We start from the raw sequence: 20,832 nt of genomic DNA on the forward strand, positions 1-20,832 counted from the left end.
CCCGGGCCGTTCCGTCCTGGGCTGGCTCTGACCCGGGCCGTTCCGTCCTGGGCTGGCTCTGACCCGGGCCGTTCCGTCCTGGGCTGGCTCTGACCCGGGCCGTTCCATCTTGGGCTGGCTCTGACCCGGGCCGTTCCATCTTGGGCTGGCTCTGACCCGGGCCGTTCCATCTTGGGCTGGCTCTGACCCGGGCCGTTCCATCTTGGGCTGGCTCCGGCCCAGGCCGGCTCCACCCTGGGCCGGGCTCGGGCCCGCTCCGCCCCCGGGCGGCTTCGACAAATCACCCAGATCTGACAGCACGCCACCTCAGACCGTCAGCACGCTGCCCGCCGAAGCCGAAGCCGAAGCCGATGCCGAAGCCGAAGCCGAAGCCGAAGCGAGTCAGCCCGCCTGGCGAACCGACTCGCGTCGCACGGCCGCCACGTCCCGCCGCGACCACACGATGAGGTGGCTCGAGCTGAACCCCCGTGCGCAGAGGCTGCACGAGAGCCGTGCCTTCGGCCGGCGGTGCCGGTAGTACTCGTGCCCGGCGGGGCACCGCCCCACCCAGGGCGCGAGGTCGTCGGCGCGATCACCCTCGTGCAGCCGCTTGCCCTCGTAGCCGATCTCGCGCGCCACAGCCACCCATCGTGGGCCATGCCCGGCCGCCGACCCGGCCATCGCGTGCGCGATCTCGTGCAGCAGGATCTGGTGGATCTCGTCGTCGTCATACCGCGCCGCGAGATATCGCGACACCGTGATCTTCTTGGCGGTGTAGTTGCACTGCCCCGCCCGGGTCTTCGCGTTGTCGAACCCGAACGACCACACGGCGGGTTCGAGGTGCAGGGCGATGAGGGCGTTCGCCCAGGTCGTCACCCGTGACAGCTCGGCCATGGCAGCCTCAGGCCCCGATGAACGATTCGGTCACGGCGACCGCCACGAGAGAGCTCTCGAGCTGGTCGATGGATGCTCCCTGCCGCTCCATGAGAAAGACGGCCGCCTTGAAGTCGACCAGCGCCGACTCGTAGTCGGCCATCTCGAAGTGCACCTTGCCGCGGCTGAGCGTGGCGGTGGCCTCGAGCGCACCCCACTCGTGGTTCTGCGCCTCCTCGACGCACAGCCCGAGCTCCTGCAGTGCGGCGGCGTACTTGCCCTGGTACTGCTGCACCTGGGCGCGACGGACGCGGGCCCCCAGTGCCATCTCGCGGTCGCCCGAGAAGCGCGCCTGTCGAACGGCTTCGTTCGCGATGATGAACGCCTCGTCGAGGCGCCCCGCAAGGCGCAGCAGCACGACCTTCTCGTTCAGGGCGGAGAGGCTCCGCAGCTGTCCGAGTTCGTCGAGGCGCTCACCCACCGCGCGTTCATCGACCTTCTCGCGGAGGGTGGTCATGTCGTAGCCGGTGATGATGCTCAGTTCGTGCTCCTGGGTACTGCTTCGAGGCCGGCGCCAGGGCAGACGCGGGTGACCACGGGGATTCGGATCCCGATGCGTCAAGGCTACCGAGCGCATCTGCGATCCTGCAGGATCCTCTCGGCAGGTCGCGAACACCGTCTCTCATCTCGCTCTGTGCAGGAGAGGTTGCGCACGCGGCGTCAGCCCGCCGGAACCAGATTCACCCGGTACAGAACGTCGTCCCCCGGGCGCGGGTCGCCGCGCCCGTCCGTGTTGTTGGTGAGCAGATAGATCGACGATCCGTCACCCCGCACCACATCCCGGATGCGCCCCAGCTGGCCGCCGTACCACTCCTGTGCGGCCCCGTCGAAACCGATGGTCCAGAGGCGCTCGCCGCCGAGGCCCGCCATGAAGACGGTGTCGCCCACCACCGCGATGCCCGAGGGGCTCGCGTCATCCGTGGGCCACTGCTGAACCGGGTCGATGTAGTTCGCATCGTTCCCGATCCCTTCGACCACCGGCCAGCCGTAGTTGCCACCGGGCGTGATGCGGTTCAGTTCGTCCCAGGTGTCCTGCCCGAACTCCGCGGCCCACATCGTGCCGTCGGCCGCCCACGCGATGCCCTGCGGATTGCGGTGCCCGAGCGACCAGATCGGCGAGCCCGGGAACGGATTGTCGGCGGGCACGGCACCCGTGGGCGTCACCCGCAGGATCTTGCCGCCCAGCGAATCGAGGCTCTGCGCGTTCGACGTCTGGCTGGCGTCGCCGGCGGTCACGTAGAGCATTCCGTCGGGCCCGAAGGCGATCCGCCCGCCGTTGTGATTGGAGGCCTTCGGCAGGCCGCTCAACACGTCCTCCTGGGCGCCGACGGCGTGCGCGCCGGGAGCGCCGGAGAGCGGGAACCGCACGACCCGGTTGTCGCCCGAGGCCGTGAACATGGCGTAGAGGTAGGTTCCGGATGCGCTCTCGAGCGTCGCGATCCCGAGCAGTCCGCCCTCGCCGGCCGCCGCCATCCCCGCCACCACGACCACGGGAACCGCCTGCCCGTTCACGATCTCCACGATCGCGCCGTCATCGCGCTCGCTCACGAACATCGACCCATCGGCCAGCTGGGCGATCGACCAGGGTGCGGGGAGGTTCGAGGCGACGGCCACGGGGTCGCCGGAGGGCACGAGCGGCCCGAGGTCCGCTGCGACCGGTGTGGGCGTGGCCGAAGCCGTCGCCGAAGGCGTGGAACTCGGCGAGGCCGCCGCAGTCGGTGTCGTCGCCGGAGGCGAGGAGGGTGACGTGCTGCACCCTGTGAGCACGAGGGCGGAGACGCCCAGTGCCGCTGTCAGCCCGACCCGGCGATACAGATTCCGCATGACGTTCCTCCCCGTCGTGTCGTTCCAGTCTCCGCCTCGCTCATTTGAATCGGCAGAGCATCTGAATCGGCGGAGCATCCCGGCGGAGCGTCCCGGAGGAGCAGAGCTTTCCGGAGAAGAGGTGTCCAGAACACGACGAGATCAGCCGTCGGCCGGTTTCCGCCCCACCTGGAAGATGCTGCGCGCCGGCGCGGGCGACTTCGTCGACGTCTGGTCGGTCGACACGGGGGCTCCCGCGATGAAGTTGTGCAGTTCGCGCCCGGCCACCACCTTGGCGGGAACGGGGTCGCTCGCCACCAGGCGGGGAAGCCGGTCGAACGGCAGCGGGGCGTTCGAGGCGAACGCCACCACGTTCCCGAAGCGCCGGGCCTTGAGCATCTGCGGATCGACCACGAGCGCCACATCGGCGAACACATGCTGCAACGTCGCCGCTTGTCCACGCGCGAACGCGAGCCCCGCGCCGTCGGCCACGTTCACGGCCACCAGCCCGTCGGGGGCAAGGATGCCGGCGACCGCCGCGTAGAACTCGGCACTCGTCACGTGCGCCGGGGTGCGCGCGCCCGCGAACACGTCGACCACGACCACGTCCGCAGTACCACGGAGCCCCGGAGGGAGTTTCTCGAGCACCTCGCGCGCGTCGCCGTGCCGCACCCGGATGCTCGCGGCCCGCGGCAGAGGCAGGTGCTCACGCACGAACGCCACGAGCGAGCTGTCGATCTCCACGACCTGCTGCCGTGAGCCGGGCCTCGTGGCCTCCACGTAGCGGGGGAGGGTGAAGGCGCCTCCGCCGAGGTGCACGGCCGTGATCGGCTCGCCCTCGGCCGCCACGAGGTCGATGCCGTGCCCGATCCGGCGCACGTACTCGAACGAGAGGTACTCGGGATCCTCCAGATCGACATGCGACTGCGGTGTGCCGTCCACGATCAAGACGCGCGAGCCCGGCCGGAACCGATCCTCCTCGATGGTGGCGAGCAGCCCGTCCGCCAGCCGCGTCGACGGATGCGCGGGGGCACCGCCGCGCGCATCCCGATCCCTGACCACCCCTCGACCCTACTCGCGCGGCGCGGGCGCCTTCGGCGGATACACCCAGGTCACGAGCACCACGGAGATGATCATGAGGAGGAACCACGACACGAGCTTGGTGATCGACACCAGCTGCCAGCCGTCCTCCTGATCGGGGTAGCTCCACGCCTGCGAGAACGTGGCGATGTTCTCGGCGAACCAGATGAACAGCGCCACCAGCGCGAAGGCCAGAAGAACGGGCATCCGGTAGACCCGCCGGAACACCCGGAATTGCATCATGCTCCGCGCGAAGAGCAGTGCGACCGCGACGAGCAGCACCCACCGCAGGTCCCAGATGTAGTGGTGGGTGAAGAAGTTGAGGTAGATGAGCCCGGCGAGTACCGCGGTGACCCACAGTGGCGGATACCGCGTGAACCGCAGGTCGAACAGCCGGTACACGCGAACGAGGTACGAGCCGACCGCGGCGTACATGAAACCGCTGAACAACGGGACGCCGGCGATGCGGAGGAAGCCGTCGGCGCCGTAGGCCCAGGAGCCGACATCCGTCTTGAAGATCTCCATCACGGTGCCCACGATGTGGAACAGCACCACGACCCGCAGCTCGCGCCAGGTCTCCAGTCTCGTCGCGATCATCACGATCTGGATGGCGACCGCCGCCAGCGTCAGGAAGTCGTTCCGCGCGAGCGCGGCATCCTCCGGGTACCAGAGCCGCGCCGCGAAGATGACCGCGAGCAAGGCGCCACCGAACACACAGGCCCAGGCCTGCTTGAGACCGAACACGAGGAACTCGACGAGCCACGAGACCGGGCCCCGCGTCGGGGCGGAGGCGAGGATACGTCGCCAGCGGCCTTCTAAGAACCGCTCCGCGTCGCTCATCACGCGGTTATACCGGAGAAAATTGATCTGGTCAAGATTGCGACTGGACAGGCGTGTCGATTCCACCTATAGTGGTTCTTTGCGCTCCCAGAACAACCATGCCTTCATATTGAGGTCGGCAGCTGCGCGTCTCACACGCAGCAACACTCTAGAACCATATTGCGGGTTCAGACCACATCTGCGGAGTTCTCGAACAACATCGACCGTAAGTAACGCATGACCCGACGGGGTCCACGGAGGTTATTTCCTTGGCTGCTGCGCGCAACGCAACCACCACTTCACCCAAGAACGGTCGGGCCGCTTCACGGCTCTCGTTCGCCAAGATCACCGACACGCTGACGGTTCCCGATCTGCTCGCTCTGCAGACCGAGAGCTTCGACTGGCTGGTCGGTAACGACGTGTGGAAGGCACGCGTCGCAGAAGCAAAGAAGGCCGGTCGTCAAGACCTGGCCAGCCGATCCGGCCTCGAGGAGATCTTCGAGGAGATCTCCCCGATCGAAGACCTCGGCGAGACCATGCAGCTCAGCTTCACGAGCCCGTTCCTCGAGCCCGAGAAGTACACCATCGACGAGTGCAAGGAGCGCGGCAAGACCTACGCGGCTCCCCTCTACGTCGAGGCCGAGTTCATGAACCACCAGACCGGTGAGATCAAGACGCAGACCGTCTTCATGGGCGACTTCCCGCTGATGACCGAGCGCGGCACCTTCATCATCAACGGCACCGAGCGTGTCGTCGTGTCACAGCTCGTGCGTTCGCCCGGTGTCTACTTCGAGCGCACCCCCGAGAAGACGTCCGACAAAGACATCTACTCGGCGCGCATCATCCCGAGCCGCGGCGCCTGGCTCGAGTTCGAGATCGACAAGCGCGACCAGGTCGGCGTGCGCATCGACCGCAAGCGCAAGCAGTCGGTCACCGTGTTCCTCAAGGCCCTCGGCCTGACCTCCGAGGAGATCCTCGAGGAGTTCAAGGGCTACGCGTCGATCGAGGCCACCCTCGAGAAGGACTCGATCCTCACGAAGGAAGAGGCCCTCAAAGACATCTACCGCAAGCTCCGTCCGGGCGAGCAGGTCGCTGCCGAGGCGGCGCGTGCGCTGCTCGACAACTTCTACTTCAACTCGAAGCGCTACGACCTGGCGAAGGTGGGTCGTTACAAGATCAACCGCAAGCTGGGCATCGACGCGCCCCTGAGCGACTCGGTTCTCACGAACCAGGACATCATCGCCACCATCAAGTACCTGGTCGCCCTTCACGACAACCAGACCGTGCTTCCCGGTGTGCGCGACGGCAAGAAGGTCGAGATCCGTCTCGACGTCGATGACATCGACCACTTCGGCAACCGTCGTATCCGCGCCGTGGGTGAGCTCATCCAGAACCAGGTGCGCACCGGTCTGTCCCGCATGGAGCGCGTCGTCCGCGAGCGCATGACCACGCAGGACATCGAGGCCATCACCCCGCAGACCCTGATCAACGTGCGCCCTGTCGTCGCCGCGATCAAGGAGTTCTTCGGCACGTCGCAGCTCTCGCAGTTCATGGACCAGAACAACCCCCTCGCGGGCCTGACGCACAAGCGTCGCCTCTCCGCGCTGGGCCCTGGTGGTCTGAGCCGTGAGCGCGCCGGCGTCGAGGTGCGAGACGTTCACCCGTCACACTACGGCCGCATGTGCCCGATCGAGACCCCGGAAGGCCCGAACATCGGCCTCATCGGTTCGCTCGCATCGTTCGCGCGCATCAACTCGTTCGGTTTCATCGAGACCCCCTACCGTCGCGTTGTCGACGGCGTGGTCACGGCGAACATCGACTACCTCACCGCTTCTGAAGAAGACGAGTACATCGTCGCCCAGGCCAACGCGCCGCTCACGAGCGACGCGAGGTTCGCCGAGGGTCGCGTGCTCGCGCGTAAGAAGGGTGGAGAGGTCGACCTCTTCCCCGCTGAAGACATCGGCTACATGGATGTCTCGCCGCGCCAGATGGTGTCGGTGGCCACCTCGCTCATCCCGTTCCTCGAGCACGACGATGCGAACCGCGCCCTCATGGGTGCGAACATGCAGCGTCAGGCCGTCCCGCTGCTCCGCAGCGAGTCGCCTCTCGTGGGTACCGGTATGGAGGGCTTCGCCGCGATCGACGCCGGCGACGTCGTCACCGCGAACAACGCGGGTGTCGTGCAGGAGGTGTCGGCCGATGTCGTCACCGTCATGCTCGACGACGGCGGCACCGAGGACTACTACCTCCGCAAGTTCGACCGCTCGAACCAGGGCACGTCCTACAACAACCGCGTCATCGTCTCCGAGGGTGAGCGCATCGAGGTCGGCCAGGTCATCGCCGATGGTCCCGCCACCGAGAACGGCGAGCTCGCGCTCGGCAAGAACCTCCTCGTGGCGTTCATGCCGTGGGAGGGTCACAACTTCGAAGACGCGATCATCCTGAGCCAGAACCTGGTGAAAGACGACGTGCTCTCCTCGATCCACATCGAGGAGTACGAGGTGGATGCCCGCGACACGAAGCTCGGCAAGGAGGAGATCACCCGTGATCTCCCGAACGTCAGCCCCGAGCTGCTCGCCGACCTCGACGAGCGCGGCATCATCCGCATCGGTGCCGAGGTGCGCCCCGGCGACATCCTGGTCGGCAAGGTCACGCCGAAGGGCGAGACCGAGCTGAGTGCCGAGGAGCGCCTGCTGCGCGCCATCTTCAACGAGAAGTCCCGCGAGGTCCGTGACACGAGCCTCAAGGTGCCTCACGGTGAAGAGGGTACGATCATCGCCGTCAAGGAGTTCTCGGCCGAGAACGACGACGAGCTCGGCTCGGGCGTCAACCAGCGCGTCGTGGTCTACATCGCCCAGAAGCGCAAGATCACCGCGGGTGACAAGCTCGCCGGCCGTCACGGCAACAAGGGCGTCATCTCGAAGATCCTCCCCGTGGAGGACATGCCCTTCCTCGCCGACGGAACTCCCGTCGACATCGTGCTCAACCCCATGGGTATCCCGGGCCGCATGAACTTCGGCCAGGTGCTGGAGACCCACCTCGGGTGGATCGCCAAGCAGGGCTGGGAGGTCGACGGCAAGCCGAAGTGGGCTGCGAACCTGCCCGAGCAGGCGCGTTCCGCTGCTCCCGGCACGAAGGTCGCCACCCCGGTGTTCGACGGCGCGTCCGAGGAGGAGATCGCGGGTCTGCTCGACTCCACCACGCTCACGCGTGACGGCGAGCGTCTCATCGGTTCCTCCGGCAAGACGCAGCTCTTCGACGGCCGCTCCGGCGAGCCGTACCCGGAGCCCGTCTCGGTCGGCTACATGTACATCCTGAAGCTGCACCACCTGGTCGACGACAAGATCCACGCCCGTTCGACCGGTCCGTACTCGATGATCACGCAGCAGCCGCTGGGTGGTAAGGCGCAGTTCGGTGGACAGCGATTCGGTGAGATGGAGGTGTGGGCGCTCGAGGCATACGGTGCGGCCTACGCCCTGCAGGAGCTCCTGACCATCAAGTCCGACGACATCCTGGGCCGCGTGAAGGTGTACGAAGCCATCGTCAAGGGTGAGAACATCCAGGAGCCCGGTATCCCCGAGTCCTTCAAGGTGCTCATCAAGGAGATGCAGTCGCTCTGCCTGAACGTCGAGGTGCTGTCCGCCGACGGCACCGCGGTGAGCCTGCGCGACACGGACGACGAGGTCTTCCGTGCCGCCGAGGAGCTCGGCATCAACATCTCCAGCCGCTTCGAGTCGTCGTCCATCGACGACATCTGAGCCGGCAACCACTAGAAGACTTTTTCCAGGAGAGAAGGAAAATTGCTCGACGTAACAACTTTTGATGAGCTGCGGATCGGCCTCGCAACGGCCGACGACATCCGCAAGTGGTCGCACGGTGAGGTCAAGAAGCCCGAGACCATCAACTACCGCACGCTGAAGCCCGAGAAGGACGGCCTCTTCGGAGAGCAGATCTTCGGGCCGAGCCGTGACTGGGGGTGTTCCTGCGGCAAGTACAAGCGAGTGCGCTTCAAGGGCATCGTCTGCGAGCGCTGCGGCGTGGAGGTCACCAAGAGCTCCGTCCGTCGTGAGCGCATGGGCCACATCGAGCTCGCCGCACCCGTCACCCACATCTGGTACTTCAAGGGCGTTCCCTCGCGCTTGGGCTACCTGCTCGACATGGCGCCGAAAGACCTCGAGAAGGTCATCTACTTCGCCGCGTACATGATCATCTCGGTCGACGAAGACGGCCGTCACGAAGACATGCCCGGCCTTGAGAACGAGCTCCGCCTCGAGATCAAGACCCTGTCCGACCAGCGTGACGCCCGCATCGCCGATCGCCTGTCGCGCCTCGAGACCGACCTCGCTGAGCTCGAGAACGAGGGCGCGAAGGCCGATCAGAAGCGCCGCACGAAAGACGGCGCCGAGAAGGAGATGTCGCAGACCCGCAAGGCCTACGACGACCAGATCTCCCAGCTCGAGCGTGTGTGGGAAGACTTCCGCAACCTCAAGGTGGGCGAGCTCAAGCCCGAGGACTCGATCTTCCACGAGCTCCAGGACCGCTACGGGATGTACTTCGAGGCCTACATGGGCGCGGAGGCCATCAAGAAGCGCCTCGAGGCCTTCGACCTGGTGACCGAGGGCGAGAACCTGCGCCTTCAGATCTCCGAGGGCAAGGGCCAGAAGAAGATCCGTGCGATCAAGCGACTCCGTGTCGTGTCGTCGTTCCTCGCGACCGGCAACTCGCCGGCCGCGATGGTGCTCGACGTGGTCCCTGTGATCCCGCCGGAGCTTCGCCCGATGGTGCAGCTGGATGGTGGCCGCTTCGCGACCTCCGACCTCAACGACCTCTACCGTCGTGTGATCAACCGCAACAACCGTCTTCGTCGTCTGCTCGACCTCGGTGCCCCCGAGATCATCGTCAACAACGAGAAGCGCATGCTGCAGGAGGCCGTCGACGCCCTGTTCGACAACGGCCGTCGTGGTCGTCCCGTCACGGGTACCGGCAACCGCGCCCTGAAGTCCCTGAGCGACATGCTCAAGGGAAAGCAGGGTCGTTTCCGCCAGAACCTGCTCGGCAAGCGCGTCGACTACTCCGGTCGTTCGGTCATCATCGTGGGTCCGCAGCTCAAGCTGCACCAGTGCGGTCTGCCCAAGCAGATGGCTCTGGAGCTCTTCAAGCCCTTCGTGATCAAGCGCCTGATCGACCTGAGCCACGCTCAGAACATCAAGGCCGCGAAGCGCATGGTCGAGCGCAGCCGTCCGCAGGTGTGGGACGTGCTCGAGGAGATCATCCGCGAGCGCCCCGTGCTGCTGAACCGCGCACCCACGCTGCACCGTCTCGGCATCCAGGCCTTCGAGCCTCAGCTCGTGGAGGGCAAGGCGATCCAGCTGCACCCGCTCGTGTGTGCCGCGTTCAACGCGGACTTCGACGGCGACCAGATGGCCGTCCACCTCCCGCTGTCGGTCGAGGCCCAGGCCGAGGCGCGCATCCTGATGCTCGCGTCGAACAACATCCTGAAGCCGTCCGACGGCCGTCCGGTCACCCTGCCCACGCAGGACATGATCATCGGCCTGCACCACCTCACCACCATCAAGGAAGGCGCGATCGGCGAAGGCCGCTCGTTCTCCACGGTGGCCGAGGCGCTCATGGCCAAAGACCAGGGGTCGCTCGATCTCAATGCGGTCGTCAAGATCCGTATGAGCGACGTGCACTTCGGTGAGGGCGAAGGCCCCGAGGGTTACGAGGGCGGCCCCGTGCTGCTCGAGACCACCCTCGGCCGTGCGCTCTTCAACGAGGCGCTGCCGGCCGACTACCCCTACATGCAGCAGGTGGCCGACAAGGGCGCCATCTCCGCGATCGTCAACGACCTCGCGGAGCGGTACCCGAAGGTGGAGGTCGCTGCGTCGCTCGACCGCATCAAGGACGCCGGCTTCTACTGGGCCACCCGTTCCGGTGTGACCGTCGCGCTCTCCGACATCCTGACCCCGCCGAACAAGCGGGAGATCGTCCAGGGTTACGAGAAGCAGGCCGCCAAGGTCCAGGGGCAGTTCGAGAAGGGTCTCACGACCGACCTCGAGCGTCGCCAGGAGCTCATCCAGATCTGGACGAAGGCCACGGATGAAGTAGCCGCAGCCATGCGCGCGAACTTCCCGGTCGACAACACGATCAACCGCATGGTCACCTCGGGTGCGCGTGGTAACTGGCTGCAGGTGCGCAACATCGCCGGTATGCGAGGCCTCGTGAACAACCCGAAGGGTGAGATCATCCCTCGTCCGATCATCTCCTCGTACCGCGAGGGTCTGTCGGTGGCGGAGTACTTCATCGCGACGCACGGTGCCCGTAAGGGTCTGGCCGACACGGCCCTCCGTACGGCCGACTCGGGGTACCTCACCCGTCGTCTGGTCGATGTCTCGCAGGATGTCATCATCCGCGAGCCCGACTGCGGCACCGGCCGTGGTCTCGACCTGCCGATCGCGATCGAGGGCGCCGATGGCGTCTGGACTCGCGACGACAACGTCGAGAACTCGGTCTACGCCCGCTCGCTCGCCGCTGACGCGGTGAACGAGAAGGGTGAGGTCGTGGCCGAGGCCGGAGACGACGTCGGAGACGTGCTGATCGACAAGCTGGTCGCTGCCGGTGTCCGCACCATCAAGGTGCGCTCGGTGCTGACCTGCGAGTCCGCCGTCGGTGTGTGTGCGACCTGCTACGGCCGCTCGCTCGCCACCGGCAACCTCGTCGACATCGGAGAGGCCGTCGGCATCATCGCGGCCCAGTCGATCGGTGAGCCCGGCACGCAGCTCACGATGCGTACCTTCCACACCGGTGGTTCCGCATCCGCTGATGACATCACCCAGGGTCTGCCCCGTGTCCAGGAGCTCTTCGAGGCCCGCACCCCCAAGGGTGCGTCGCCGATCGTCGAGGCTGCCGGCCGCGTCACGATCGAAGACACCGACCGCAGCCGCAAGGTGATCCTCACGCCCGACAACGGCGACGAGGCCATCGCCTACCCGGTGCTGAAGCGTGCCACCCTCCTCATCGAGGACGGGCAGCACGTGGAGCTCGGTCAGCAGCTCATCGTCGGCGCCGTCGACCCGAAGGAAGTCCTTCGCGTCAAGGGCGTGCGCGAGGTGCAGAAGCACCTCGTCGGCGGTGTGCAGGGCGTCTACCGTTCGCAGGGTGTGCCGATCCACGACAAGCACATCGAGGTCATCGTCCGGCAGATGCTCCGCAAGGTCACCGTCGTCGAGCACGGCGACACCGACCTGCTGCCGGGCGAGCTCGTCGACCGGGCGCGTTACACCGAGGTGAACCGCGCCACGCTGGCCGAGGGCAAGCGTCCCGCTTCGGCTCGCCAGGAGGTCATGGGTATCACCAAGGCCTCGCTCGCGACCGAGTCGTGGCTGTCGGCCGCGTCGTTCCAGGAGACCACGCGTGTTCTCACGCAGGCCGCCATGGAGGGCAAGTCCGACCCGCTGATGGGCCTGAAGGAGAACGTGATCATCGGAAAGCTGATCCCGGCCGGAACCGGTCTCCAGAAGTACCGCAACGTCACCGTCGAGGCGACCGAAGAGGCCAAGGCCGAGCGCTACCCGAACCGCATCTTCACGGATGATTCGGTGTTCTCGGAGGCCGACCTCTCGTTCGTCGATTTCGACTCGTTCTCGAGCGACGACTACACCCCGGGCACCTACAACTAGTAAGTTTCCGACCCACGAAACAGCCCCCGCAGCCTTCCCGCTCCGGGGGCTGTTTCGTTGGTAGGGTGTCGCCATGAGCAGCGACGACCGACCGAACGACAAGCCGGAGTTCCCCATGCGGAACGACGGCGCCGACGCAGTCGAGCCCGGTTCGCAGGCCGCCGCACCCGTCACTCCACCGCTCCCTGAGATCCCGGCGTGGCAGGCGCCTGCCGCCGCCGATCTGCCGCCCGTCGATCAGCCCACCGCCGCACCGGCCGCCCCCGTCGCTTCCGAGGAGCCCGCTCCGGAAGAGAGCGAAGAGCTCGGGGTCGTGGAGCGCACGGATGCACCGGCCGAGCCCATCGTCGATCAGACGGCCACCAGGGAGCCGCTGGGTGGCCCCTACGTGGTCACCGAGTCCGGTGCCCCCATCGCCGAGCAGGCGGTGATCGCCTACGAGCGGGAGCCCCAGGGTGGGCCCTACGTCACCTCATCGGAGCCCGTGGCCGTCGCGGAGCCCCAGCCCACCCCGTACCCCGCCGCCGCCTTCGCTACGCCGGCCGCTCCGGCAGCGGTCGTGGCCGGAGCCGGTGCGGGTGTCGCGGCCTATCCACCGATGTACCAGCCCGTGCCGCAGCAGATCCTCGCCCCCGAGCAACCTAAACTCCGCAGCAATCGCGGTGGGGGAGTGCTCATCTCGCTCGTGGGTACCATCGTCTTCGCCGTGGTCTTCGCCGCGGTGTCCTTCGTCGTCATCTCCCTCAGCCTCAGCGGTTCGGGCACGAATGCGGTCTCTGCGTTCCTCAGCTTCCTTGCCACGGCGGCATTCATCGTGCCGGTGGTCGTCTACGCGATCATGCTCATCCTGATCGTGCTGATCTTCAACCGAGCCGGCTGGTGGGTCTACGTCTTCGGCGGCTTCTTCGTGGCGGTGCTGGTCTACGTCGCCGGGATCGCCGGTGCCCTCATCCACGTGCAGGCGTGGACCATGCAGCCCCAGGAGCAGTACGACTTCGTGCGGTCGCTCACCATGGACCCGCTGACCCTCGCCGGCGCGATCGTGGCGCGTGAGGTCACCATCTGGATCGGCATCTGGATCGCCCTGCGGGCCCGCAGCGTCAAGGCCGACAACGCCGCGGCGCGTGCCGAGTTCACTCGTAGCCAGCAAGACGCCCGTGCGGCCGCGGAGGCCGCCCAGGCGGCACCGCCCACGAACTGGTAACATCACGAAGTCCCATTCGCCCTCCCCAGGGCGTCTGGCCTCACGGTCATTTGACCGCAGGGGGTCTAGAGGCTATTATTTTCCGGGTGTGTGCATACTTGCATGCCCAGATTTTTGAGCGAAGCAGAACGAAAGTTCCCACTGCTCCACCAACCAGCGATATCAGAACCATTTTGTACCGCCGGTGGGTCACAACATCCTCGACACGCCACATGGCAGCCAGGGTGTGAACGAACGGGTTCCGGATGTCCGTGCCCGACAGACACTGAGCGTTACGAATACAAGGAGTAAGTAGTGCCAACCATTCAGCAGTTGGTCCGCAAGGGTCGCACCCCCAAGGTCACCAAGACCAAGGCGCCCGCCCTCAAGGCCAACCCCCAGCAGCGCGGCGTGTGCACCCGTGTGTACACCACCACCCCCAAGAAGCCGAACTCCGCGCTTCGCAAGGTCGCCCGCGTCAAGCTGTCGAACGGCACCGAGGTCACCGCTTACATCCCCGGTGAGGGCCACAACCTGCAGGAGCACTCGATGGTGCTCGTGCGCGGCGGTCGTGTGAAAGACCTCCCCGGCGTTCGCTACAAGATCATCCGCGGCGCGCTCGACACGCAGGCCGTGAAGAACCGCAAGCAGGCTCGCAGCCGTTACGGCGCGAAGATGGAGAAGAAGTAATGCCTCGCAAGGGTCCCGCCCCGAAGCGTCCCGTTGTCGCCGACCCCGTCTACGGTGCGCCGATCGTCAGCCAGCTCGTCAACAAGATCCTCCTCGATGGCAAGAAGGCCACCGCTGAGCGCATCGTGTACGAGGCTCTCGAAGGCGTCGCCGGCAAGAACGGCCAGGATGCGGTTGTCACGCTGAAGAAGGCGCTCGACAACGTGCGCCCCACGCTCGAGGTCCGCAGCCGCCGCGTCGGTGGTTCGACCTACCAGGTGCCGATCGAGGTCAAGCCTCACCGCGCCAACACCCTCGCACTGCGCTGGCTCACCACCTACGCGAAGGCCCGCCGCGAGAAGACGATGACCGAGCGTCTCACCAACGAGATCCTCGACGCGTCCAACGGTCTGGGCGCCGCTGTCAAGCGTCGTGAAGACACCCACAAGATGGCGGAGTCGAACAAGGCATTCGCGCACTACCGCTGGTAGTCGCTCGCCTCTCTCTTTTCGCTTTTACCCTTTCGGAGGATATCCGTGGCACAGGACGTGCTCACCGACCTGAACAAGGTCCGCAACATCGGCATCATGGCTCACATCGATGCCGGCAAGACCACCACGACCGAGCGCATCCTGTTCTACACGGGTATCACGCACAAGATCGGTGAGGTGCACGACGGCGCTGCCACCATGGACTGGATGGCTCAGGAGCAGGAGCGCGGCATCACGATCACGTCGGCCGCGACGACCTGCTTCTGGAACAAGAACCAGATCAACATCATCGACACCCCGGGTCACGTCGACTTCACGGTCGAGGTGGAGCGCTCGCTCCGCGTGCTCGACGGTGCGGTCGCCGTCTTCGACGGCAAGGAGGGCGTCGAGCCCCAGTCCGAGACGGTGTGGCGTCAGGCCGACAAGTACAACGTGCCCCGCATCTGCTTCGTCAACAAGATGGACAAGCTGGGCGCCGACTTCTACTTCACGGTCGACACGATCATCAACCGCCTGGGTGCCAAGCCTCTCGTGATCCAGCTCCCGATCGGTGCGGAGTCGTCCTTCGAGGGCGTCGTCGACCTGGTCGAGATGCGTGCCCTCACCTGGCGCGGAGACGCCAAGGGTGACGTGCAGATGGGTGCCAAGTACGAGATCGAGGAGATCCCGGCCGACCTCAAGGAGAAGGCCGACGAGTACCGTCAGCTCCTCCTCGAGACCGTCGCCGAGACCGACGACGCTCTGCTCGAGAAGTTCTTCGGTGGCGAGGAGCTGACCGTCGCCGAGATCAAGGGCGCGATCCGCAAGCTCACCGTCAACAGCGAGATCTACCCCGTGCTCTGCGGCTCCGCGTTCAAGAACCGCGGCGTGCAGCCGATGCTCGATGCTGTCGTCGACTACCTGCCGTCGCCGCTCGACGTGCCGGCCACCGAGGGTCACGACATCCGCGACGAGGAGATCGTCGTCGAGCGTCACCCCGACCCGAAGGACCCGTTCGCGGCCCTTGCATTCAAGGTCGCCGTTCACCCGTTCTTCGGTCGTCTCACCTACATCCGCGTGTACTCGGGTCACCTCGACTCCGGCGGCCAGGTCATGAACTCGACCAAGGGCAAGAAGGAGCGCATCGGCAAGATCTTCCAGATGCACTCCAACAAGGAGAACCCGGTCGACTCGGTCACCGCCGGTCACATCTACGCGGTCATCGGCCTGAAGGACACCACCACCGGTGACACCCTGAGCGACCCGTCGAACCAGATCGTCCTCGAGTCGATGACGTTCCCGGAGCCGGTCATCGAGGTCGCGATCGAGCCGAAGACCAAGGCCGACCAGGAGAAGCTGGGTGTCGCCATCCAGAAGCTCGCTGAAGAAGACCCGACCTTCCGCACGGAGCAGAACCAGGAGACCGGTCAGACGGTCATCAAGGGAATGGGCGAGCTCCACCTCGACATCCTGGTCGACCGCATGAAGCGCGAGTTCAACGTCGAGGCCAACGTGGGCAAGCCCCAGGTGGCCTACCGCGAGACGATCCGCAAGACCGTCGAGCGTCACGACTACACGCACAAGAAGCAGACCGGTGGTTCCGGCCAGTTCGCGAAGATCCAGATCGCCATCGCGCCTCTCGAGGTCACCGCGGAGACGGTCTACGAGTTCGAGAACAAGGTCACGGGTGGTCGCGTTCCGCGCGAGTACATTCCTTCGGTCGACGCCGGGATCCAGGATGCTCTCCAGGTGGGTGTGCTCGCGGGCTACCCCATGGTGGGCGTCAAGGCGACCCTGCTCGATGGAGCCTCGCACGATGTCGACTCCTCGGAGATGGCGTTCAAGATCGCCGGTTCGATGGCGTTCAAGGAAGCGGCTCGCAAGGCCAGCCCTGTTCTGCTCGAGCCGCTGATGGCCGTCGAGGTGCGCACGCCCGAGGAGTACATGGGCGACGTCATCGGCGACCTCAACTCGCGTCGTGGCCAGATCCAGTCGATGGAAGACGCCCAGGGCGTCAAGGTCGTCCGTGCACACGTCCCGCTGTCGGAGATGTTCGGCTACATCGGTGACCTGAGGTCGAAGACCTCGGGCCGCGCGGTGTACTCGATGACCTTCGAGAGCTACGCCGAGGTCCCGAAGGCTGTGGCCGACGAGATCATCCAGAAGAACAAGGGCGAATAACACCCTCGTTCTGCGCACCTCGTAGGTTCGCGTAAAATATCAACACACCCCCGCCTGATCCCGGATGCAATCCAGCACCCGGTGTCCGGCATGAGAGTCCTGAGGAGGACCTAGTGGCTAAGGCCAAGTTCGAGCGGACCAAGCCGCACGTCAACATCGGAACGATCGGTCACGTTGACCACGGTAAGACCACTCTTACCGCGGCCATCTCGAAGGTCCTGGCGGACAAGTTCCCGTCGGCGACCAACGTGCAGCGCGACTTCGCGTCGATCGACTCCGCTCCTGAGGAGCGCCAGCGCGGCATCACGATCAACATCTCCCACGTCGAGTACGAGACGCCCAAGCGTCACTACGCTCACGTCGATGCTCCTGGTCACGCTGACTACATCAAGAACATGATCACCGGTGCTGCTCAGATGGACGGCGCGATCCTCGTGGTCGCCGCCACCGACGGCCCGATGGCTCAGACCCGTGAGCACGTTCTGCTCGCCAAGCAGGTCGGCGTCCCCTACCTGCTCGTCGCGCTGAACAAGGCCGACATGGTCGACGACGAGGAGATCCTGGAGCTCGTCGAGCTCGAGGTTCGCGAGCTGCTCTCCAGCCAGAACTTCGATGGCGACGACGCCCCCGTCGTGCGCGTCTCGGGCCTCAAGGCCCTCGAGGGTGACGAGAAGTGGACCCAGTCCATCCTCGACCTCATGGACGCCGTCGACGAGTCGATCCCCGACCCGATCCGCGACAAGGACAAGCCGTTCCTGATGCCGATCGAGGACGTCTTCACGATCACCGGTCGTGGAACCGTCGTCACGGGCCGCGCCGAGCGTGGAACCCTCGCCATCAACTCCGAGGTCGAGATCGTCGGCATCCGCCCGACCCAGAAGACCACGGTCACCGGTATCGAGATGTTCCACAAGCAGCTCGACGAGGCATGGGCCGGCGAGAACTGTGGTCTGCTTCTCCGCGGCACCAAGCGCGAAGACGTGGAGCGCGGCCAGGTCGTCGTCAAGCCGGGTTCGGTCACGCCGCACACCGACTTCGAGGGCACCGCGTACATCCTGTCGAAGGATGAGGGTGGGCGTCACAACCCCTTCTACACGAACTACCGCCCGCAGTTCTACTTCCGCACCACCGACGTCACCGGCGTCATCACGCTGCCCGAGGGCACCGAGATGGTCATGCCCGGCGACACCACCGACATCACGGTCGCGCTGATCCAGCCGATCGCGATGGAAGAGGGCCTCGGCTTCGCGATCCGTGAGGGTGGCCGCACCGTCGGTGCCGGTACCGTCACCAAGATCAACAAGTAGTAGCTCTTTCACTACACGCGAAGGGCCGTGCCTCCGGGCACGGCCCTTTCGCGTTGCGTGGCTCCCGCATCCTGACCCAATGGGCAGGGACATGGGCGAGGATGTCGCTGCTCTCGATGCGGCCATCTCATCGCTGTGGCTTCAACTCCGTCACGGTGCCTCCGCGGTGAATGGTGCTGAGACATCGGAGCTCGTGGCAGCAATCCTGGACGAGCTGGGCCGCCAAGGGACAGCTCGTCACTGCTGGCTTCGAGCGCAGCGCACCTACGGAGTCGCGCATGACTGGCCTGCTGCTGTGCGAAGCGGGCTGGCGGCGGCGAAGCAGCTGGGTGACCCGACATCACGGTCGCGCTGATCCAGCCGATCGCGACGGAGGAGGCCTCGGCTTCGCGATCCGTGAGGGTGACCGCATCGCCGGTGCCGGTACCGTCACCACGATCAAAGAGCAGCACGCGGCGTCACACAAAGGGTTGCGCCTAGTGCGTGGCCCTTTGTCGTTCCTTCGTGCGCCGAATCGCGCTATAAAGTGAGAATGACTCTGGATCGCGGTTGGAGCGGGCCCCCGAAGATTCCCCGCAAGCACCTGGATCGCGAAAGTCGTCTGGTGGTCCTGGCGGTGCACGGCACGGGGAGGTCGGGGACGCCGTGGATGCTCGCGCTCCGGCGCGAACTCCTCGCGCTGGGAATCGCCGGGCTCGATTCGCAGCGAAGACGTGTGGAAGACCGGCGTTACCTGCTCGCGCAGGAGTTGGTCGCATCCGGAGACTATGCAGAGGCGCTCAGTGAGCTCGACGCGCTCACCGAGTTGGCAACCTTGCCCGGTGTCGGCGATGTCGACCTGCTGCGGGCACGAGCCCTGATGGGCCTCGGTGATCTCGAGGCAGCGCGCGGAGTGCTCGGGATGACTCGCGAAATGATGCGAGCGGTGGGATACCGCAAGGACGAAGCCGGCGTGCTCTTGGCCGAACTGGAGGAACGCGCGGGTGACTTTGCGGCGGCCCGTCGATGGGCGGCGACAGTGCTGGGATCCCTGGCGGGGCTCGAAGAGGTGTTCCCCGCGCTCCGAGAGCGCGCCGCACAGGTCCTGGAACGATGCGGTGGGCGGCGGTCGGGCTAGTAAACTGCTGTCCCGTGTCAGAGACTCCGATTGCCGCAATCCGTCCACAGCAGAACGACTCGTCGTTCGCCGACGTGTGGGACGAACTGAACTATCGCGGCCTCGTGCACGTCTCCACCGATGCGGGGGAGTTGAAGGCCCTCCTGAGCGGCCCGCCGATCACCTTCTACTGCGGGTTCGACCCCACCGCGCCGAGCTTGCACCTGGGCAACCTGGTGCAGATTCTGGTGATGCGCCGACTTCAGCTGGCCGGCCACAAGCCGCTCGGTCTAGTGGGAGGTTCGACCGGTCTGATCGGTGACCCGCGCCCCTCGGCGGAGCGCACGCTCAACACCAAGGAGACCGTCGCCGAGTGGGTCGGCTACCTTCAGGGTCAGGTCGCGCGCTTCCTGAGTTTCGAAGGGGACAACGCGGCGCGTATGGTCAACAATCTCGACTGGACGGCGCCGCTCTCCGCGATCGACTTCCTGCGCGACATCGGCAAATACTTCCGCGTGGGCACCATGCTGAAAAAGGATGCGGTCTCCGCGCGACTGAATTCCGATGCCGGCATCAGCTACACCGAGTTCAGCTACCAGATCCTGCAGGGCATGGACTTCCTCGAGCTCTACCGGAGCTACGGATGTGTGCTGCAAACGGGCGGCAGCGATCAGTGGGGCAACCTCACGAGCGGCACCGATCTCATTCATCGCGCCGAGGGCGTGAGCGTGCACGCCATCGGTACTCCACTCATCACGAATTCGGACGGCACCAAGTTCGGCAAGAGCGAGGGCAATGCCGTCTGGCTCGATCCTGCGCTCACGAGCCCGTACGCGTTCTACCAGTTCTGGCTCAATACCGACGATGCCGATGTGATCGAACGTCTGAAGATCTTCACGTTTCTGTCCCGAGCCGAACTCGAGGTGCTCGAGAGGGCGGTCGAGACCGAGCCCTTCCGACGGGAGGCGCAGCGCACCCTCGCCTACGAGGTCACGGCTCTCGTGCATGGCGTGCCGGCAACCGATTCCGCGATCGCGGCTGCAGGCGCTCTCTTCGGGCAGGGAGACCTCGCGGCCCTGTCGTCCGATACTCTCGGGGCGGCCATCGCGGAGCTTCCGTCGTTCGCCGTCACCAGGGAGACCACCATCACGGATGCTCTCCTCGGTACGGGATTGGTCGCGAGCCTGAGCGAGGCCCGCCGTGCCATCGCGCAGGGCGGTGTCTACCTGAACAACGTGAAGGTGGCCGACGAATCCGTGCAGGTGGCGGGCTCTCTTCTCGCAGGCGGATTCGCGGTGTTGCGACGCGGCAAGAAGACCCTTGCCGGCCTCACGGCAGCGGAGTGATTCGGCGCGACACGCCCGGGTCGCAGCGCGATTTGCGAGGGTGCGAAACATCCGCGTAATGTAATCCCTCGTCACCCCACAGGTGCGGAAGAAGCGGAAGAGCTTGCCGGCCTCAAGTGGAGACCAGAACCCCTACAGAATCCGAATCAGATTCAGTCGATTTGACTGAGCTCGATGAAGTGGTAGGGTTGAGAAGTTGCCCGGAGAGTCGCCCTGAGGGGTGTGGCTGGTGCATCCGATCCTTGAGAACTCAACAGCGTGCACAATGTCAAATGCCAAAAACCCGT

General features: G+C 65.7%; 14 protein-coding genes. 9 read left to right on the forward strand and 5 right to left on the reverse strand.

Going from position 1 to position 20,832, the window contains the following annotated elements; translation table 11 throughout:
* Window positions 1-381 precede the first annotated feature (381 nt).
* The 5 genes from EPO52_RS01165 to EPO52_RS01185 form a co-directional block, all read right to left on the reverse strand.
* Window positions 382-873, reverse strand: a complete 492-nt coding sequence (locus EPO52_RS01165) for a SprT-like domain-containing protein (protein ID WP_290800778.1) — start codon at window positions 871-873, stop codon at window positions 382-384.
* A gap of 7 nt (window positions 874-880) precedes the next feature.
* The gene (locus EPO52_RS01170; RefSeq protein WP_290800780.1) at window positions 881-1,369 is read right to left on the reverse strand and encodes a hypothetical protein; all 489 of its coding nucleotides are present in this window, start codon (window positions 1,367-1,369) and stop codon (window positions 881-883) included.
* Window positions 1,370-1,572: 203 nt separating this feature from the next.
* Window positions 1,573-2,736: a PQQ-dependent sugar dehydrogenase gene (locus EPO52_RS01175; RefSeq protein WP_290800782.1), complete on the reverse strand. Its 1,164-nt coding sequence runs from the start codon at window positions 2,734-2,736 to the stop codon at window positions 1,573-1,575.
* A gap of 141 nt (window positions 2,737-2,877) precedes the next feature.
* Window positions 2,878-3,777: a fused MFS/spermidine synthase gene (locus EPO52_RS01180; RefSeq protein WP_290800785.1), complete on the reverse strand. Its 900-nt coding sequence runs from the start codon at window positions 3,775-3,777 to the stop codon at window positions 2,878-2,880.
* Between the two features lie 9 nt (window positions 3,778-3,786).
* Window positions 3,787-4,635 carry a DUF817 domain-containing protein gene (locus EPO52_RS01185; protein ID WP_290800787.1) on the reverse strand — a complete coding sequence of 283 codons (849 nt, stop codon included), beginning with the start codon at window positions 4,633-4,635 and terminating at the stop codon, window positions 3,787-3,789.
* Window positions 4,636-4,883: 248 nt separating this feature from the next.
* On the opposite strand from EPO52_RS01185, the gene rpoB reads away from it, so the two are divergent.
* The 9 genes from rpoB (at window position 4,884) to tyrS (ending at window position 20,545) form a co-directional block, all read left to right on the forward strand.
* Window positions 4,884-8,372: a DNA-directed RNA polymerase subunit beta gene (gene rpoB, locus EPO52_RS01190; protein WP_290800789.1), complete on the forward strand. Its 3,489-nt coding sequence runs from the start codon at window positions 4,884-4,886 to the stop codon at window positions 8,370-8,372.
* A 42-nt stretch (window positions 8,373-8,414) separates the two neighbouring features.
* Window positions 8,415-12,293, forward strand: coding sequence for a DNA-directed RNA polymerase subunit beta' (gene rpoC, locus EPO52_RS01195; RefSeq protein ID WP_290800792.1), 3,879 nt, complete (start codon window positions 8,415-8,417; stop codon window positions 12,291-12,293).
* 73 nt (window positions 12,294-12,366) lie between these two features.
* The gene (locus EPO52_RS01200) at window positions 12,367-13,497 is read left to right on the forward strand and encodes a hypothetical protein (protein ID WP_290800793.1); all 1,131 of its coding nucleotides are present in this window, start codon (window positions 12,367-12,369) and stop codon (window positions 13,495-13,497) included.
* A gap of 294 nt (window positions 13,498-13,791) precedes the next feature.
* Window positions 13,792-14,166, forward strand: a complete 375-nt coding sequence (rpsL, locus tag EPO52_RS01205; protein ID WP_056734914.1) for a 30S ribosomal protein S12 — start codon at window positions 13,792-13,794, stop codon at window positions 14,164-14,166.
* Window positions 14,166-14,636, forward strand: a complete 471-nt coding sequence (gene rpsG, locus EPO52_RS01210; protein ID WP_290800799.1) for a 30S ribosomal protein S7 — start codon at window positions 14,166-14,168, stop codon at window positions 14,634-14,636. Before rpsL ends, rpsG begins: the two co-directional genes overlap by 1 nt.
* Before the next feature lie 45 nt (window positions 14,637-14,681).
* Window positions 14,682-16,796 (forward strand): elongation factor G, encoded by a 2,115-nt coding sequence (gene fusA / locus EPO52_RS01215; protein ID WP_290800801.1) that lies wholly within the window; start codon window positions 14,682-14,684, stop codon window positions 16,794-16,796.
* Window positions 16,797-16,909: 113 nt separating this feature from the next.
* The gene (tuf, locus tag EPO52_RS01220) at window positions 16,910-18,103 is read left to right on the forward strand and encodes an elongation factor Tu (protein WP_137838569.1); all 1,194 of its coding nucleotides are present in this window, start codon (window positions 16,910-16,912) and stop codon (window positions 18,101-18,103) included.
* 532 nt (window positions 18,104-18,635) lie between these two features.
* The gene (locus EPO52_RS01225) at window positions 18,636-19,220 is read left to right on the forward strand and encodes a tetratricopeptide repeat protein (RefSeq protein WP_290800805.1); all 585 of its coding nucleotides are present in this window, start codon (window positions 18,636-18,638) and stop codon (window positions 19,218-19,220) included.
* A gap of 14 nt (window positions 19,221-19,234) precedes the next feature.
* Window positions 19,235-20,545: a tyrosine--tRNA ligase gene (gene tyrS / locus EPO52_RS01230; protein WP_290800807.1), complete on the forward strand. Its 1,311-nt coding sequence runs from the start codon at window positions 19,235-19,237 to the stop codon at window positions 20,543-20,545.
* The last annotated feature ends 287 nt before the right edge of the window (window positions 20,546-20,832 follow it).

Source organism: Herbiconiux sp., from assembly GCF_004297105.1.
Lineage (GTDB): Bacteria > Actinomycetota > Actinomycetes > Actinomycetales > Microbacteriaceae > Herbiconiux.

Excerpts from the sequence above, each read along its gene's own strand:
- EPO52_RS01165 (WP_290800778.1), bottom strand. The coding sequence starts at position 873 with ATGGCCGAGCTGTCACGGGTGACGACCTGGGCGAACGCCCTCATCGCC.
- EPO52_RS01170 (WP_290800780.1), bottom strand. The coding sequence starts at position 1,369 with ATGACCACCCTCCGCGAGAAGGTCGATGAACGCGCGGTGGGTGAGCGC.
- EPO52_RS01175 (WP_290800782.1), bottom strand. The coding sequence starts at position 2,736 with ATGCGGAATCTGTATCGCCGGGTCGGGCTGACAGCGGCACTGGGCGTC.
- EPO52_RS01185 (WP_290800787.1), bottom strand. The coding sequence starts at position 4,635 with ATGAGCGACGCGGAGCGGTTCTTAGAAGGCCGCTGGCGACGTATCCTC.
- EPO52_RS01200 (WP_290800793.1), top strand. The coding sequence starts at position 12,367 with ATGAGCAGCGACGACCGACCGAACGACAAGCCGGAGTTCCCCATGCGG.
- rpsG (WP_290800799.1), top strand. The coding sequence starts at position 14,166 with ATGCCTCGCAAGGGTCCCGCCCCGAAGCGTCCCGTTGTCGCCGACCCC.
- EPO52_RS01225 (WP_290800805.1), top strand. The coding sequence starts at position 18,636 with ATGACTCTGGATCGCGGTTGGAGCGGGCCCCCGAAGATTCCCCGCAAG.